Origin of the sequence: Cohnella sp. GCM10012308 (assembly GCF_042649185.1) — a bacterium.
In the GTDB taxonomy this organism is placed as follows: Bacteria; Bacillota; Bacilli; order Paenibacillales; family Paenibacillaceae; genus Cohnella.
Map to the genome: position 1 here is coordinate 1 of NZ_JBHRYU010000046.1, position 17584 is coordinate 17584.

The window sequence follows — 17584 nt, forward strand, 5'->3', positions numbered from 1 at the left end:
AAAAGTCGCCATCGACCAAAAACGCAAACGGGACGAAGCAGGAAACTCCCCTGCTTCGTCCCGTTTGGCTATTTCGGCTTCATTTCAGCTTTTTGCTTCAACTTCAAAGGGCTTTTGGGACAGCCCCCATGCTTCCGATTAACGTTAAGATGCGCTTCTAATTCTTTTCTTGCCTGTAGGATCGCAGGACCATGATCCGCCATCATCGCTGCTCTTGCTGCACGCATTTCTTTGGATATCATCTCATCGGTATAGCCGGCCGGAATCGGAGCAGTCATTAAGCCTCCATCAATCGGTCGACGAGTGCCGATGTTAATTCGAACACCATGACGATTGCTAAAGCCTCTGCGAAGCTTAGGCATAAGAATCATCTCCTTCTAAATAGTATAACCCGATCATACGAGTAATAACAACGGGATTAAGTGCATAGACAGCGCCCATTGGACGAGCGCCAAATTTATGTTTGTAGTACTCACGCTTATTGTCCTTAGGAATGAGTCCAACAAAGTCATCTTTATAATGATGTAATCCCCATAGCGCAGCAAAGCTGATCATGATGTCTGCGAGGTTCACATATTGTTTCTGATCCGTAGGCATATGACGACTATGCAGAGATGTCTCAAGTGAGTCGACAAACACGCCATCTCGGTAATTCAAGGCAATAACGCCAAGTATCTCACGCTTCCCTTTGCGACGAAGCTTGTACACTTTCATAAGAGGATGGTTCTTCACGTATTCATGCCAATCAAACCATCCATCTTTTTCATGGATTCTTATAGGGCGGAGATATTTATAATCAACCGAAGTTAGTGGAGTAATCTCTCCGTTGTACGTGCCGCCGACCGGATCAAGAATGATCCAAGGCATGATTCCTTCGCCTCACTCGTATTATTTTTAAACTTAATAGCCATCTTACATTTTGATTAGTTAAATTACAATAATCACCAAGTTTTTCTTTGAATCTGCGATTCATCCCCGCTTTATAACAGTCAAACTTCTTCGTAATTAAAGGATAAAGTCTATTATTGTCGAACTACAAAAATAACAATAATGGGAAAACCGAGGTAACCATGTCTACGGGACGAGAGTTTGAAAAGTACGTATTCAGCACAATAAAATCAATGGTTATTAACGAGGAACTTGGCATATCAAAGCATGCTGAGGTTTACCTTCATAAAGGATATTATTCAAGCGCTCGTGGCAGCGAGATTGTATTCGATGTTTCTGTTGAAGTGTATCTAAAAAACCAAAGTAAGCCGTCTATAATATGGGTATGGGAATGCAAAGATTACAAGGGAAAAGTTCCGATTGATGATGTTGAAGAGTTTGATGCAAAGCTTCAACAGATTGGAGCAAACAAAACAATTGGAACAATAATCACTTCCACAGCTTCGTATCAAAAAGCTGCGCTAAACTTCGCAAGGTCAAAGGGGATTAGCTTGACCCGGCTGCTTCCGAACGAACAAGTGCAATGGATTTTAGAAGAAATGATGCCCTCCGTTATTCAAATTAAATCGGAGACAATAAATGCTTTAACCAAAGAAGATTTTACTTCAAAGGGAGAGTCCTTCTTTGCATTGTCCTCTGATTCTAGGTTGATGAACTTGAATTCGCTGAAAGATTACATATTGTATGAAGCCTCAAGAGGAATAGCGGATCTTCAAAGATCAACAAGGAGAGGATTAGATATGACTAAACATGATCTCTCAGAACGTGATATATGCACCAAATACATCACCCCTGCTGTGGTCGGTGCAGGCTGGGATCTTCAAAAGCAAATTCGTGAAGAAGTCTCATTCACTGACGGAAGGATCATTGTACGTAAGAAAGTAGTCACTCGGGGCGAGAAGAAACGCGCGGATTATATCCTTTATTATAAAACCAACATTCCTATTGCCATTATCGAAGCGAAGGACAACAAGCATTCGATCGGTGCTGGGATGCAGCAAGCGATCAACTATGGCGACATTCTGGACATTCCGTTTGTTTATTCCTCGAATGGCGATGGGTTCCTTGAGCATGATAGAACTGCAACATCAGGGACAGTTGAGCGAGAACTGGCGTTATCCCAGTTTCCATCGCCTGAGGAGTTATGGCAGCGGTATAAAGCAGCAAAGGGTATTGATACGCAAACAGAGGAAACGATTGTAGAGGATTATTATTTCACACAGGAGTCCAAGAGTCCTCGTTATTACCAACGGATCGCCATTAACCGTACAGTTGAATCTATCGCTAAGGGACAGGATCGAATCCTCCTTGTTATGGCGACTGGTACAGGTAAAACCTATACAGCGTTCCAGATCATTTATCGATTATGGAAATCCAAATCTAAGAAGCGCATACTGTTTCTTGCTGATCGCAACATTCTTGTCGATCAGACTATGACGAACGATTTCGCTCCTTTTGGCGATAAGATGACCAAGATCAAGAATCGTAAAATCGACAAGGCACATGAAATTTATCTTGCCTTGTATCAAGGTATAACTGGGTCAGAGGATTTCCAAAACGCCTATAAGGAGTTCTCCAGAGACTTTTTTGATCTTATCATCATTGATGAATGCCATCGAGGTAGTGCCAAGGAAGACTCCGCATGGAGAGAAATTCTGGACTATTTCTCCGCTGCCACTCATGTTGGGTTAACGGCAACTCCAAAGGAAACTAAGGAAGTATCGAATCTTACTTACTTTGGCGAGCCACTGTATACGTATTCGTTGAAACAAGGGATTGATGATGGTTTCTTAGCCCCTTACAAGGTTATCCGAGTGCTGCTGGATAAGGATGTTGAAGGATTCCGACCAACAAAAGGACAGCGAGATAAGTATGGCTTTGAAATTACAGATCGTGAGTACAATATCAAGGATTACGACAAATACTTGATTTTGGAGAAACGAACGCATACTGTTGCGAAAATGGTCTCTGATTATCTAAAGGCTAATAAATCACGTATGGCGAAAACAATCTTCTTCTGCGTTGATATTGATCATGCAGAGCGTATGAGACAGGCGTTGGTCAATGAAAATGCTGATCTCGTTGCCAAGAACTCGAAGTATGTCATGCGGATTACCGGCGATAATGAGGAAGGTAAAGCGGAACTGGATAACTTTATTGATCCGAATGAGCCATATCCTGTTCTTGTCACAACGAGTAAGCTCATGACCACTGGAGTGGATGCGAAGACGTGCCAATTCATCGTATTGGACTCGAATATCAACAGTATGATCGAGTTTAAGCAGATCATTGGACGAGGAACAAGGATAAGAGAAGACTTTGGGAAGCTGTATTTTACAATTATTGATTTCCGTAATGTTACCAAGTTGTTTGCCGATCCTGATTTCGATGGCGATCCTGTAGTCATTATTGATCATCCAGGTGGAGGAGATATTCCGCCTGAGGATGAAGGTGATGGTGATGAGCCTACTGGTGAAGGGGGCTCTGATGACGGCTTCGGTGATGGAGGTTATGGTGAACCGCCTCCGAATGGTGGCGGTGGAGGTACGAGTGAACCACCTGCCAAATATTACGTGCACAATGTCGAAGTCAAAGTGCTCAATCATCGTGTGTACTATTACGATAAGGATGGTAAGCTGATAACGGAGTCTTTGATTGACTATACGAAGAAGAACGTAAAAGACGAATACAAATCGTTGAACGATTTTCTGCAAAAATGGAATTCCGCTGATAAGAAGGAAGTCATTATTAAGGAACTGGAAGATCAGGGAGTATTACTTGATGAATTGAAGGATGAGGTTGGCAAAGACCTTGATCCCTTCGATCTCATTTGCCACGTAGCCTTCGATCAGCCGCCGTTAACACGCCGAGAGCGAGCGGAGAATGTCAAGAAGCGCAATTATTTCGCTAAGTACAGTGAACAAGCTAGACTTGTGCTGGAAGCATTACTGGATAAGTATGCAGATACAGGAATCGAGAACTTGGAAAGTATTGAAGTGCTCAAAATCCCAGAATTCCAGACGTTCGGCTCGCCAATCGAGATTGTTAAGCGTTTTGGTGGAAAGCAAGGTTACATGACAGCAATAAGAGAATTAGGACAAGTCATTTATTCAGCTTAGAGATATTTTGGGAGGAACAAGAGGATGTCGGTTTCAGCGGTTATTAAATCAGTACAAGATACAATGCGTAAAGACGCAGGTGTAGATGGGGATGCGCAGCGTATTTCGCAGTTGGTGTGGATGGTGTTCCTAAAGGTATTTGACGCTAAAGAAGAAGAATGGGAACTCATGCGTGATGAGTATGCAGCGATTGTTCCAGAAGGTTTACGCTGGCGTGATTGGGCAGCAAATGACGAAGGCATGACAGGTGACGATCTTCTGGACTTCGTCAACAATAGGCTGTTCAAAGAGCTTAAAGAGATGGAACTAGATGAATATAGTGATCCTAAGGCTTTCATTGTGAAAGCTGTATTTGAAGATTCCTATAACTACATGAAATCTGGTACGCTGATGCGTCAGGTCATCAACAAGCTTAATGAGATCGACTTTACGACCCAGCAAGATCGCCATATGTTCAATGATATTTACGAGAACATCCTGAAAGACTTGCAGAACGCAGGTAATGCTGGTGAGTATTATACGCCTCGTCCTGTTACCCAGTTTGTTGTTGATATGGTTAACCCTAAGCTTGGTGAGAAAGTGCTGGATTTCGCTTGCGGTACAGGCGGTTATTTGACAAGCACAATCGAACACTTGAAGAATACAGGGCAGATCAAGAGCGTAGAGGATAATCAGATATTGCAGGACTCCATCTTGGGCATTGAGAAGAAACCAATGCCTCATATGCTTGCAGTTACCAATCTGATTCTACATGACATTGATGCACCTAAAATTAGGCATGATAACTCATTGACCAAAAACGTAAGGGATTATCGTCCAATTGATCAAGTAGACGTTATTGTAACAAACCCTCCGTTTGGTGGAATTGAAGAAGATGGCGTTGAGATTAACTTCCCAGAGAAGTTCAGAACGAAGGAAACTGCTGACTTGTTCATGGTTCTCTTAATGTACTTACTCAAAGATGGAGGTCGTGCAGGCATTGTTTTGCCTGATGGCTTCTTGTTTGGTGAAGGTGTGAAGACAGCGATTAAAGAAAAGCTACTGGAAGAGTTTAATCTGCATACAATTGTAAGATTGCCTAATGGGGTGTTTGCTCCATATACAGGTATTAATACAAATTTGCTCTTCTTTGAGAAGGGTAAGCCTACTGAGGAAATCTGGTACTTTGAGCATCCGCTGCCTGAGGGGTATAAAAATTATACGAAAACAAAACCAATTCGACTGGAAGAATTTGAAATAGAGAAAAAATGGTGGAATGATCGAATTGAAAATAAAAATGCATGGAAAATAAGCGTTGAAGCGATTAAAGAACGCAATTTTAACTTGGATGTAAAAAATCCAAGTCGTAGCATTGATGAAGAATCAAAAACGATTGATGAGATTATCAGCAGATTGAAAGCATCGCAAGCAAAGGTTGCAAATATTTTGCAAGTGATGGAAAAGGAACTAGCACAATGAAAAAATATAAAGTGGGACAGATTTTAAATAGAGTTAAAGATCCATTAGTAATTGAGGACGGACAAGAATATAAGCGTTTGACTATACGCATGTATCATAAAGGTGTCTGTGTGCGAGACGTGGAACTAGGAGAAAACATAGGAACAAAAAATCAGTTCTTAGCTCATGGTGGACAGTTTATTATGTCAAGGATTGACGCCAGGAATGGAGCATTTGGGATAATTCCAGAAACAATTGATGAAGCTGCAATTACAAATGATTTTATTAACTTCACAGTTAATAATGACATTGTAGATATTGATTTTTTTGAACTCTACTCCCAAACAAAAAACTTTATGCAATTATGTATTGAAGGTAGTAAAGGAACCACAAATAGAAAGCGACTCAAGGAAGAAATGTTCCTTGAATTTGAAGTGGCATTACCAGAAGTTCAGATTCAAAAAGAGCTAGTGGCAAAGGCAAAGAAATTAATCTCATGGAATGAAAACTTAAATTCGGAATTGAGTTTGCAATCTACTTATGTCCACATGTTACGCCACTCCATCCAACAAGAAGCAATACAAGGTAAACTTGTCCCACAAGACCCTAACGATGAGCCTGCAAGTGTCTTATTGGAGAGGATTAGGGCTGAGAAAGAGCAATTGATAAAAGAGAAGAAAATCAAGAAAGAGAAGCCACTTCCTGCGATAAAGGAAGATGAGGTTCCATATGAATTGCCAATAGGTTGGGAATGGGTAAGGTTTAGCGATATTGGAGAATTAGAGCGAGGGAAATCTAAGCACAGACCTAGAAATGATGAGGTATTGTTTGAAAAAGGGAAGTACCCACTTGTACAGACTGGTGACGTAGCAAGAAGTAACGGATTAATAAAAACATACAGTAATTTATATAACGAAGTTGGATTAAATCAGAGTAGATTGTGGTCTGCTGGAACACTTTGTATTACAATCGCAGCAAACATTGCTGATACTGGTGTGCTGAGTTTTGATGCATGTTTTCCAGATAGTGTAGTTGGGTTTGTCCCATATAAGCCGATTGTAAGCGTTAGTTACTTTTATTATTTTGTCAAAATATCGAAAGAGATGTTAAATAAGTACGCTCCTTCAACTGCCCAAAAAAATATAAACTTAAGTATATTGAATGAATTACTGATTCCATTGCCTCCATTAAACGAGATGATCAGGATTGTTCAAAAAGTCGATCAGCTGTTTTTATTGTGTGACCAACTCGATAAGAATGTTGCACAGTCTCGAAAGGAAAATGAGATGCTGATGCAATCAGTGCTTCAAGAAACCGTTTAACATGCAATGATTAATTGTAATGGGTTGTGAGATTTGAGTAGTAATCAGCGAATATTACCCACTCCATGTGTGTGTTCTCATTGTCTACTCCTCACATATGGAGTGCGTGGTAGAATTGTGCTGGATCGATACCTAGGAGTTCTTAAATATTGGTATTCTGCGAAGTATGCTTCGTTTACGACTAATGAGAGGACTACAAGAACAAGGTATTGACCAATAAAATTGAGGTCTCTATTGTTTTGGATTTCAAATGGGTAGCTACGTCTAGCAAGTTTTAAGTTGGAAGTTTAGAATATCCAAGAGAACGTCCTTATTTGGGCGTTCTCTTTCTCTTTCTCTTTCTCTTTCTCTTTCTATTGGGATATTCGACTATTCAAAATATTAGTCAAAGCAGCTTCTTACGCTAGTACCGATGTAAAAAGAAATCTGCCCATTATTATGTTCTTGCTTTTAGTGTATTTCTCGGCGCAAGCTGTCAAGAACCATAAATTATCGTCACGTTTCGATTTTTTTCCATTTAGTATCCAAACTAGATGTTATATATTTATAATAGCGTTATTTCCAAATATTTAAAAATGGAATTACAGTATCAATCATTTAAAACGTATACCTTGTAAAAGGAGTGTTCCGTTTGGATTTGTCGTTGATCCGTGAAATCAAAGAAGCAGCGTATTTGTCAACAAAAAAAACGCACAGATATCGTCCAATATTAAGATACATGTATGAGCAACATCGCATATTTAATAATGATGTGTTACCGATAGAAATTTTCACGCATCTTAAACAATTTCCGGAGTTTGGAGATTATACGCTCGAAGAGCAAGACGCTGATTTAGCAGTTTTGGTTGAAAATAATAACTTAGTGTTGAATCAAAACAATACAGATGCTGTTACGTTAGAAGAGCTTGTTAAGAACCGTAAAACGTATTCTCTAACCGACTATACAATTGAATTTGAAAAAATGCTTATTTTTATGGAAAAAAGACTTCATCGTATACGCGGCGGTTCTTTGGATAAAAACCTCACTGAGCGTTTACATCATGCACTTATGAAATTAAATGGATTCTCCGTGCAAACTGATTTGGATGCGACTACACTTGTTCAATTATACGAAGCGTGGGATGAACTGTTCGAGCGATTTACAAAGCTTGATAATGATGCTTCGGATTATTTGAATCATATCAGCGGTGATAAGTTGGACAGCAAAATGGAGACAGGTGCCTTCATCGTATTTAAAAATCAGTTCCGTTCTTATCTAACGGATTTTATGGTTGAGCTTAACCGCAATTCACCTGCGATAATTGATATTATTACACGTATTTCGGAGAAGAAGATTCAGAACATCATATTGCAACTTGTCCGATATAAGAAAAATATCCCAACTACGACGGTTGTGTCTGATAAAGAGTATTTCGATACTTTTTTTGATGTATGGACAGGCATTCGTAACTGGTTTTTAGCGAGTGATACCAAACCAAGCAAAGCGTTTCACCTTGAAGTTCGTACTCGGGATGCCATCAGTAAAATGTCTAAGCTGGCACATTTTCACGCAGAGCGGCAATTCGTGAAGAAAAGTCGAGTAACAGAATTTTTACGACTTGCAGATATGGCGTATGAGTCTGGCAACTTGGAAGAGGCACATAAAGTTTTTTCTTATCTGTTCGGTTTCGAAGGTATCCAACATTTCAAAGTGGCACGGAAGCCGTCAGATAGGAATGATGGTACGGTATGGGATTTTGATCCGGATGAAATAGATGTGACGTATCGAATTCGCCCGCCGTCCGATAGAACCATAAAACAGAACTTGAAGGTATCGAAAGTGAGTCAGGAGTCACTCGAACTGCAGCGGTTGTTCGAGGAGCGATTAGCGTACGAGGAAAGTGTACTAAAGACACTCGTGGAGCAACCTTGTGTAGTCCTAAAGGATTTGGACAAAGGAGTTGAACCGTTTGTTCGAAAAGCACTATTGGATTGGATAAGTGCGGCGCTTTTGAATCCCGTTGGTTACGGTATTTATGAAGGTACCACAGAACTCGGCGTAAAATTTAAACTCCATAGGATCAGTAACGATATCATTGAACTGCATTGTTCAGATGGAATCCTTTTCTTGCCGGATTTCGAAATGACTTTCACGGAGGTGAAAACACGTGAAAAAGCTGTCGAGGGAGTCACTTGATTGCATTCATCAATTACTTGACCGTTTTTGGGTTGTACGCAAGGAAAACCCAGAGTTGTTTTATGAAATTAAGCAAAACGAAGAGTTCCTTCGCGATTATTTTAAGGACTACTTTCGTTTTAAATTGGTGGTTGGGGCGGATTTTGCAAAAGTAGAGAAATTTCAAATAGCGCCTCAACCTTCAACTGGCATATCAGATTTCAAAGAAGTGAAAGATTACATCATCTTTTACTGTGTACTTGCATTCTTGGATGGAAAGGCTTCAAAGCAATTTGCGTTGTCTGATGTTTGCCAAGCGGTTGTTTCGTATTATCCGAGGAGTTCAAAGGAGGGAGTTGATGAAAATACACCAGTCTTAACATGGAAAGGTAACGAAGGATATAGAAATCGACTATCCCTTATCCGTGCATTAAAAGAAGCTGTTCGGCGATGTCTGATAGAAGTAATGGATAAAAATATTGAAGATTTTCAAGAACGAGAAACGAATGATGCATTGTTGCGTTCAACTGGTCTTGTGAAATATTTCATGCGTAATATCAGTTTTAATATTGAAGAAAAATTGACGCTGAATGATATTGTACTGCTTCAAGAAGTCCAGGAGCAGGAGCTAGGTATAGAAAGAAAACATTTACTATATCGAAAACTATTTTTAGAGCCAGCCTTGTATAGGCATGAAGTATCGGCGGCCGATTTTGATTACTTAAGACAGTACGGTCGTTACTTAAATGAACACGCTGAAAAATACTACGATATGAATGTGGATATTTACGGTAGTAGTGCTTTTTTGGTAAAAGAGAGCATCGGCACGTTTCGGCGGCTTTTTCCAGCGAACAATGCCGAATCAAATCTAGTTATTCAGTTTGCAACGTTGTTACGGCTTAAAATCATCGACAACAATGACAGTCTTGTTGAACAGAAAGATGGGACAGTTATTTTAACAAATGTTGATTTGGATGTGATGTGCCGGCAGCTTATCGTCGAGAATCGCCAAGGATGGACGACGGGCTTAAAAAGCATGAGTGTTGCTGAAGTTAAGAATACAATTAAAAATATGCTTTTTGAATGGAAGTTAGCAGAGATGACGCAAGAAGGCGAGTTGAAACTATACGATGTAGTTGGAAGGTTTTATGAAAAAGCTAAAGAAGAAAAGTTAAAGGAGCATAATGATGACTAACAATGCACGGCGTTGGAAGCCTTACCGAGTCATCCTATTCAATTATTGGTATTTTAATTATGAAGAATATTATTTCAAGAATGGACGACTACTTTTGCGCGGTCATAATGGTGCGGGAAAGTCGATTGCTATGAATACACTTTTTACATTTATGTTGGATGGAAACAAAGATCCTAAGCGTTTGGACCCGTTTGAGTCAAGCGACCGTAAGTTTTATGACATTTTGCTTGGCGAAGAGTCGTTAAACAAGGACATTATCGAGCGAATTGGTTATGTTGTGATTGAATATAAGCTGGCTAACACGGAGCAGTACATGACGACTGGATTTGGATTGCATGCCAAACGAAAAAACAGGAGGTTGGAAGATGCCTGGGGGTTTGTAATTCATGACGGTTCTCGACGGATTGGGCGCGGATCAAATCCGATTTCACTTTACAAGGTAGAAGTATTAGATGGCTCGCCGGAGCAAATTCCTTTAGATAGAAAAGAAATAACGGCAGCAATCGGCGAGAGCGGTACGGTCGTTGATAGTAAAAAATACGCTGAACTGATAAATAAGCATCTATTTAAGTTTCCGGATGGAACAGGACTTACGCTTTTTACTGATGTTCTTGTAAGGCTTAAAAGTCCTAAGTTAACCAAAGGCGGGGGGCCCGATGATTTAAAGGAAACTTTGAACGAATCACTGTCGCCACTATCTGATCAAGAATTGTCTGCTTTAACCACTACGGTAGAGGCACAAGACCAAACACAGAGAGAAATTCTAAAAACGCGAAGCGACCTTGGTTTTGTAAAGAAATTGGATAGAGGGTATGACGATTATGTTTCATATGTATTTGCGGAAAAGGCTAAGTACTATTTGGAAAACAACAATATGTGGAATGCCATTGCTTTAGAGCATCAAACGGCACTAAGTGATCTTAAAACCAAGGGTATTGACCACGATAAAACCGAGCAAGAAATCCAAAATATTGAACATGAAATTGAAGGGTTGAAGCAAGCGAGGCAGGAATTGAGGCATGATGAAATAACGAATTTGGAAGAGACTCTTCAATCTGCGAGACAAGTGCTCACCCGAATAACGAATGAAAAATCAGACAAAACAAAACGCTTTGAGGAGAGGAAAAGGTTATTAGTGAATGCTAATAACGAAAAGCGTAATATTGAAAATGAATTGTGGGAACTTGAAAAAGAATTAAATGCAGCGTTGGAAAGTTTAGAAGAGTTGGGGATGGATACGGCATTTGAAGACATCTATTTAGCATTCTCTAATCATTTTGCACGAAATGAAAAAATTGGTGATTATAATTTTTCAAACTGGGAATCTGATATAAGGATTAGGCTTCAAAGGTTTAGTGTGCTGCTGCAGCAAGTTAAAGAACTGGACCAAAAGAAGCGTGATTTAGATGGCGTGAGGCAACAAATTGAAGAGAAACAAGGTGTTCTTGAGAACGAAAGAGAACAGCGTATGACCCTTGCGAACATCTATGACATGGAACGAAACAACGCATACGCCGAGCTTGAAAACTGGCTAAATGAATTAACATCGCTTGTGCTTAGTGTTAACCGCAGTATGAGTTTGAGACGGATGATTAATGGATATCTAGAAAATGTGACTGAGGAACAATTAATGGCACCAGTCTCGGGCGAACGCGAAGAACAAGTGTCTCAGTGCCTTAAGGAGCAAGCATCGCTAGAAGCACAAGTACGACTAACGAATGAAGAAAGAAATCTTGCTTTAGAAGAAGTTGGTGTTCTTGAAAGCACTGATGAAATTGAACCTGAACTTCCGATGGCCAAACAAAAGCAGATACAGGAATTCAAAGAAAAGGGAATTCCGTACGTCCCGTTTTACGCTGTAGTTGATTTCAAAAGAGATCTTACTGAGGATCAGAAGTCACGTTTGGAGTCGGTATTAACTGAAACTGGTATATTAACTTCGCTAATTGTACCCGCTAACCGTTATAACGAAGCATTGTTTGGGACGGTTCTTAGTACTCATCAAGCCCAAGTGCCGAGTAATCTAACGAAGTATCTGGATGTTTTAGTTGACGGCGATGTGAGTTACGATGATGTGCTAGCAGTGCTAGAAGGGATTTCCGTCTCAGATGCGGATGGCTATTTTGTAGCTGTTGATGGATCATTTAAAGGTTCTTTTACAGCCGGAACGGCTTCGCAGAATAGTGTAGCTAAATATATTGGGAAGCATGCACGGGAACAAGAGCGACTCCGCAAAATCTCAGCGTTAAAAGAAAAAGTTACTGCTCTTGAGTTAGAAATTGAAGAACTTAAAGTGCTTATTAATAAAAGTAAAGCGCGGCAAAGCCAAATTGAAGTTGAATATCAATCGTTCCCGAAATTTTTGGCTCTAAAGGATGCCAAGCAACAATTTGAAGCCGTTGCAAAGCGCATTGCGGAATTGTTGGAACCTGAACTCGTGTTGTTGAACGAAAAGTTTAAGGAACTTATAACTAGCGTGGAGGCGCAAAGTAGGAACCTTAACTCAGAGTTCGGAGATATCGCTATTGAGAAAAATGAGCAGGAAGTCACTGGTGCGCGTGACGGCTTGCACAATTTTGAGCGAGCATTATCAAATCTAAAAAGTGCTTACCGTTCACGAGGGGATAAACAAAGTCTTCTAAAGAATCAGGGTGATAAGATAGATGCTTTTAAAGATGGCGTGGATGACGCACGGACGGCCGTTATATCACTAGACGGACAAATTAAGAATATAAACGTTCGTATCGAAAACTATGAAAAACAATTACAGAACATGGATGCGGATAACGTTCGTGAGATTGCCAAAAGTATTTACGATAAACTGGAACAATTGCCAAAGGAGCAAAGAACGCTGGACGGAAAACTTAATGGATTGAAAAACGATTTGAAAAATCTTCAACTTCGCCTTTTAACTGGAGAGAAGAAAGAAAGATTTATAAAGGAGCTTGTTCTAGCATGGGAAATTGCCTTTCTGCAAGATGTGAAAGAATTCAGTGAGAAGTTTGATCTTGTAACCGAGTTAGATACGAAATCGCTTGCTGAGAGTGTCATGTCGAAGTTTGGGCACCTCCTCGCGAAGAAAGATAGAACGAAAAATAAAAGTGAGTTGGGTAACGTCTTCTCGGATGCAGACAAGGGATTGCCGGAATACAACTTAATGATGGAGCCAGTGGAATTCGAAGTTAATTTTGCCCATATGGCTATGGAAGACGAAAGTCGAGTTGAAATGCTTAAAACGATAGCCAGGCGCGAAAAAATTACACTGGAGTATCAGGGACGTCGTGTTTCACCGTCGTTTGCAAAGACCAAACTAAACGAGCATGACAAAACGCTTGCAGAGGTAATGGCTGAAAAAGACCGCGAGATTTACGAAGATATTCTGATTAACCATATCGGGGAAACGATAAAGAACAAAATTCGAAATGCAAAAGAATGGGTAGTGCGTATCAACACAATAATGGAAAGGACGCAGAACTCCAGCGGACTGAAGTTTGACGTCGTGTGGTCACCGAAAAAGACAGATAATGAACAAGAACTCGACACGGCAGAACTAATGCGATTTTTAGAGAAGGATCCAATATGGCTTACGAATTCTGATAGGGCAAGGATAGCTCAGCATTTTCGTTCCAAGGTTTATGAAGCGAAACGCAAATCTGAGTTAAGCGGTACGCCGACCTTTATGGAAGATATTAAGTTGGCCTTGGATTATCGAGATTGGTATGAATTCATTATTTACTACGAAAAAACAGGTGAAAAGCGCAAAGAGATGAAGAAAAGCAATTATAACACCTTCTCTGGTGGTGAGCGAGCAATGGCGATGTATACGCCACTTCTAGCAGCGGTTGATGCACGTTTGCAAAATGCTCACTGTGAAGCACCTCGTATATTTGCGCTAGACGAAGCATTTGCTGGCGTTGATGATAACAATATCAGAGAAGCATTTAAAGTTATTGAGATGTACGACTTTGATTACACATTAAACTCACAATCTTTATGGGGATGTTATGATGAAGTGCCTGATTTATCGATTTATGTTTTGAATCGAATGGGGAATTCAAACCTTGTTAATTCAACCTCATATTCATGGAATGGTATTAAGAAGACTCGTGTGGAAGAACCATATGAAACATGCGAAGACGTTCAGTCTTCAATTACTCAAGTTACATTGTTTTGAGTTAGTTTGTATCCATCGTATGCAGCGATGGCGAATCATTTCCTTATTAGAGGTAATTTGGGCAAAGTTCATTAGCAATAGAATAGTGTTACAATACGTCTTGTTTTCTTTGCCGTGAACAAAGCATCGAGGAGTGCTCCCGTAATGCAAAACAAAAGTCAACTTGTCGAGATTTTTCGACGCCTCGTCGGCTTTGACCGGCTTTTCCACTTATATCGCAAGAAGTTTGAAAGCTATGGATCATTCGGTACAGTACAAATGCAGCCCACCCGAGAAGAGGAGAAAGCCCTACGCGGTTTTCTTGGTGTTCGCTACAAGGGATCCCGTTTCCCAGCGGCCGACTTTGAAAAAGCAATCGAAGAGGCAGGATATTCGGTCTCACTGCTTGAATTGCTGGAATTATATTATGGTTGTCAACTTTCCACCAAACGCGAACAAAAAGAGTTACAACTTTCGGCCTGGACGGATCTTTTTATTCGAGTAGAGCGAGATTTTATTAGCAGATTCAGTATCTCAAATACTGATATTGAATATTTCATTCAAAAGACATTTGATTGGTTTCAAAGAATGAAGGAAGGCGAAGCGAAGGGTTATTTGGTGTTGAGGATGGTTTTTAATAAAGAAATAAATGCCTATTCAGATTTATTAACATGTCTAAGCGCTTTATGGCATCTACTTATGAGAAAACATGAGATGTTCAAAAAATGTGGAATCTCTACTGGAAAAATTAGATTACCAATGTTTGCTGCTTATGTTACTGAGGATTCGCATGCTTTTGACAAAACAAATGCATTAGGGAGATTATTATCGAGTGCTCTAAGTGATATAAATTCCCAATATATAAAGCTATATGGAGATACTGATAACGCTTTGAAAGTCATGCCAGAGTATTTGATTGGACGTCAAATTTATAGAAATTTCGATATTCTGGACGACGACCTAAGTTCGATTTCCCATGTTTTTGTACCCCATTTAGTTGGAGGTACGTCTCCTCGTACATTAAATTTACGAGAAATCGAAGAAATGAATAAATTTCCAAAATACTCATCCTTATATATTCTTGAAAATCCTACAGTCATATCATATCTCGTTGATGAAACTATTCATTTTCTTAATCTGAACAAATTTTCATTAGAGCAGCTTCCATCTGATTTTCCAGTTTTACTTTGTACTATCGGTCAGGCAAGAACGGCTTCTAAAGTATTTATTGAAAAGTGTCTTGAAGCAAACCCAAGCTGCGTAATTTACTATTCCGGGGACCTAGATGTTCCAGGTATTCAGATGTTAAATATTATGGAAGAGCTGTTTTCAGCGGAATTCTATGCGTGGCGCATGGATGCTTCTATATACCGAAACTATGTTGCAACCAAAAGCAAGCCTCTATCTGATGCAGACTTGAAAGTTCTTCAAAGGCTAGAGGGAGGCTTAGTAAGAGAGATGATACAGGTTAGAGCAAAAGTTTACCATGAATTATTGGGAAAAGAACTGAGAAGTGATTGGATTAAAGTAGTTTCTACTGCGATTTCAAAAAATCAAATTAATGAATGAACAAACTATGAAATATTTATGGAAGTAGTCAGGAATTTATGTTTGAACAGATACCGCTCATCTATATCTGCCGGTAATAAAGGCAACGGAATATTAAAATTAAATACTTTGATTGGCTAGAATCAGTGTGAATATTGATCCCGATGTTTAGGTTTGAGGGATTTTTCTTTAATCCTGAAAGTCGCTAAGTGTCTGATTAAACATCGCGCGAAACCAATTCCTGATGAGGTAGAACATATTGATTCAAGTGATTGCAATCGTACGATATACAGCGAGTGATCCATGTTCCTATTCCCAGCGCAACATATGTGGAGTGCTGTTCAGTACTCGTGCGGAACATTATTAATAAAATGTGTCGGTGTTCAAACCCTAAGGCGTTATAATTGAAAGGAGGACGATTATCAATTGAGTCTGCCTCACCTCACTATTACTGACGTGAACGCTTTAAAACCTCAGACAATATATTCTTTCCCATTTCAATCGTTCCTTCATCATGCTGGATCAGCATAGAAACCACTTCCTGAATAATCTTTTCATTAGCTGGCAGCTGTTCATATTGATAAGAATAAACAAAGAACTGGTGTACTCCTACGCCCAAGCCCTCTGCTATTTTTTCTAAGTTGATTAGAGAGATGTTTTTCTCAGCTCGTTCAACGCCGCCAATGTACGAAAAGGTAAAACCACATTTTTCGGCTAGGGCTGTTTGGGATAAGCCTTTTGCTTTTCTTATTTCTCGGATACGCTTGCCAACGTTTTTCAAAATTTCGGACATGTTGTACACCTCATAATGAGTTTAGAGGTAATGGGAGTCGCGAAAAATTACATTAAAGAAGTCATAATTAAATTATTGATACAAATAATAGTCATATGTATAATGATTAATAAGTTTATAGATCATTGGCAGTATCCAAAGGATTGGAGATAAGGAGGCCAACCCATGCCCCACCTACTTCATCAGTATGAGGATGAAAAACGAAAGCTAAACGAGCTTGGGTGCCAATCCTTAGAACAAGGAATCCCGCTGTACAAAAATGAGGCTGTTCAGGCGCAAAGTCGGAAGGTTGACGAGTTAATCGTTCAGTTCCATCGCAAGCAAGCAAGATATGATAAGCGGCTACACAAATAATGAGATATCGGAGGGAGAAGTGGGTGGAGCTTCCAGCCTGGTTTCGGATGGCGATGCAGCAGCGTCTGGATGCAATCTATGTCCAAAACGATTTAGATCCTGAATTGCTAAGAGCGCGTACCGAGGAGAAAATGGCATTCGAAGCACTTTACAGCGATATGGATGAGACACAGTTCAACAGGTATTTAGCCTGGGAAGATAAGCATCTATTCAAGAGGGCGCTCGAGCATGAACGCTTTTATATGAAAGGCGTACAGGACGGGGCTCAAATGGTTTCGGCGTTGCTGGCCGATAAATGGATTAAGATTGATCCAGAGTAATGGAGGTACAACTATAAACACATTTTTTATTCTAAATAACTTCATGGAAGAAAAGTTTTCGTCGAAGTTAAAACTGGAATCTCCACTGTTCTACAATGCGGAGTATGGCATCCGATTTGAAGTCGGGAATCCAGATCCCTCGGTGTCCGATGAAGCGTATCGAGCACAATTTTATAGATGTACATCATGCCGATGACGACATACTTATGGTTGTAAATCACGATTCACACCGAGCAACAA

12 protein-coding genes and 1 pseudogene are annotated in these 17584 nt (G+C 39.9%); 10 read left to right on the top strand and 3 right to left on the bottom strand.

The features are described from left to right. Window positions 1-68: 68 nt before the first annotated feature. Together ACFOTD_RS31420 and ACFOTD_RS31425 are read right to left on the bottom strand one after the other, a co-directional pair. On the bottom strand, window positions 69-362 hold the full coding sequence (locus ACFOTD_RS31420; protein WP_378123911.1) for a hypothetical protein: 294 nt from the start codon (window positions 360-362) through the stop codon (window positions 69-71). After that, window positions 355-867: a hypothetical protein gene (locus ACFOTD_RS31425; RefSeq protein ID WP_378123912.1), complete on the bottom strand. Its 513-nt coding sequence runs from the start codon at window positions 865-867 to the stop codon at window positions 355-357. Before ACFOTD_RS31425 ends, ACFOTD_RS31420 begins: the two co-directional genes overlap by 8 nt. Before the next feature lie 254 nt (window positions 868-1121). Between ACFOTD_RS31425 and ACFOTD_RS31430 the strand changes: the two are divergent. From ACFOTD_RS31430 to ACFOTD_RS31465, 8 genes and pseudogenes are all read left to right on the top strand, one after another. After that, window positions 1122-1430 (top strand): annotated as a pseudogene (locus ACFOTD_RS31430) (restriction endonuclease); the annotation flags it as partial. 258 nt (window positions 1431-1688) lie between these two features. Next, window positions 1689-4067 (top strand): EcoAI/FtnUII family type I restriction enzme subunit R, encoded by a 2379-nt coding sequence (hsdR, locus tag ACFOTD_RS31435; RefSeq protein WP_378123950.1) that lies wholly within the window; start codon window positions 1689-1691, stop codon window positions 4065-4067. 24 nt (window positions 4068-4091) lie between these two features. After that, window positions 4092-5525, top strand: a complete 1434-nt coding sequence (locus ACFOTD_RS31440; RefSeq protein ID WP_378123913.1) for a type I restriction-modification system subunit M — start codon at window positions 4092-4094, stop codon at window positions 5523-5525. Continuing rightward, window positions 5522-6826, top strand: a complete 1305-nt coding sequence (locus ACFOTD_RS31445) for a restriction endonuclease subunit S (protein ID WP_378123914.1) — start codon at window positions 5522-5524, stop codon at window positions 6824-6826. The genes ACFOTD_RS31440 and ACFOTD_RS31445 overlap by 4 nt, the downstream gene beginning before the upstream one ends. Window positions 6827-7457: 631 nt before the next feature. After that, window positions 7458-9002, top strand: coding sequence for a TIGR02677 family protein (locus ACFOTD_RS31450; protein ID WP_378123915.1), 1545 nt, complete (start codon window positions 7458-7460; stop codon window positions 9000-9002). Further along, a complete protein-coding gene (locus ACFOTD_RS31455) occupies window positions 8974-10176 on the top strand; it encodes a TIGR02678 family protein (protein ID WP_378123916.1) in 1203 nt (400 codons plus the stop codon). The genes ACFOTD_RS31450 and ACFOTD_RS31455 overlap by 29 nt, the downstream gene beginning before the upstream one ends. Then, window positions 10169-14350, top strand: a complete 4182-nt coding sequence (locus tag ACFOTD_RS31460) for a TIGR02680 family protein (protein ID WP_378123917.1) — start codon at window positions 10169-10171, stop codon at window positions 14348-14350. The genes ACFOTD_RS31455 and ACFOTD_RS31460 overlap by 8 nt, the downstream gene beginning before the upstream one ends. Before the next feature lie 144 nt (window positions 14351-14494). Next, window positions 14495-15898 carry a TIGR02679 domain-containing protein gene (locus ACFOTD_RS31465; RefSeq protein ID WP_378123918.1) on the top strand — a complete coding sequence of 468 codons (1404 nt, stop codon included), beginning with the start codon at window positions 14495-14497 and terminating at the stop codon, window positions 15896-15898. Window positions 15899-16325: 427 nt separating this feature from the next. Here ACFOTD_RS31465 and ACFOTD_RS31470 read toward each other — a convergent pair whose 3' ends face one another. Continuing rightward, window positions 16326-16670, bottom strand: a complete 345-nt coding sequence (locus tag ACFOTD_RS31470; protein ID WP_378123919.1) for a helix-turn-helix domain-containing protein — start codon at window positions 16668-16670, stop codon at window positions 16326-16328. 377 nt (window positions 16671-17047) lie between these two features. Here ACFOTD_RS31470 and ACFOTD_RS31475 point away from each other — a divergent pair, with 377 nt between their 5' ends. Both ACFOTD_RS31475 and ACFOTD_RS34590 read left to right on the top strand, forming a co-directional pair. Next, window positions 17048-17344, top strand: a complete 297-nt coding sequence (locus ACFOTD_RS31475) for a hypothetical protein (RefSeq protein ID WP_378123920.1) — start codon at window positions 17048-17050, stop codon at window positions 17342-17344. Between the two features lie 43 nt (window positions 17345-17387). After that, a complete protein-coding gene (locus ACFOTD_RS34590; protein ID WP_483862643.1) occupies window positions 17388-17540 on the top strand; it encodes a DUF3885 domain-containing protein in 153 nt (50 codons plus the stop codon). The last annotated feature ends 44 nt before the right edge of the window (window positions 17541-17584 follow it).

Excerpts from the sequence above, each read along its gene's own strand:
- ACFOTD_RS31470 (WP_378123919.1), bottom strand. The coding sequence starts at position 16,670 with ATGTCCGAAATTTTGAAAAACGTTGGCAAGCGTATCCGAGAAATAAGA.
- ACFOTD_RS31440 (WP_378123913.1), top strand. The coding sequence starts at position 4,092 with ATGTCGGTTTCAGCGGTTATTAAATCAGTACAAGATACAATGCGTAAA.
- ACFOTD_RS31465 (WP_378123918.1), top strand. The coding sequence starts at position 14,495 with ATGCAAAACAAAAGTCAACTTGTCGAGATTTTTCGACGCCTCGTCGGC.
- ACFOTD_RS31460 (WP_378123917.1), top strand. The coding sequence starts at position 10,169 with ATGACTAACAATGCACGGCGTTGGAAGCCTTACCGAGTCATCCTATTC.
- ACFOTD_RS34590 (WP_483862643.1), top strand. The coding sequence starts at position 17,388 with ATGGAAGAAAAGTTTTCGTCGAAGTTAAAACTGGAATCTCCACTGTTC.
- hsdR (WP_378123950.1), top strand. The coding sequence starts at position 1,689 with ATGACTAAACATGATCTCTCAGAACGTGATATATGCACCAAATACATC.
- ACFOTD_RS31420 (WP_378123911.1), bottom strand. The coding sequence starts at position 362 with ATGCCTAAGCTTCGCAGAGGCTTTAGCAATCGTCATGGTGTTCGAATT.
- ACFOTD_RS31445 (WP_378123914.1), top strand. The coding sequence starts at position 5,522 with ATGAAAAAATATAAAGTGGGACAGATTTTAAATAGAGTTAAAGATCCA.
- ACFOTD_RS31425 (WP_378123912.1), bottom strand. The coding sequence starts at position 867 with ATGCCTTGGATCATTCTTGATCCGGTCGGCGGCACGTACAACGGAGAG.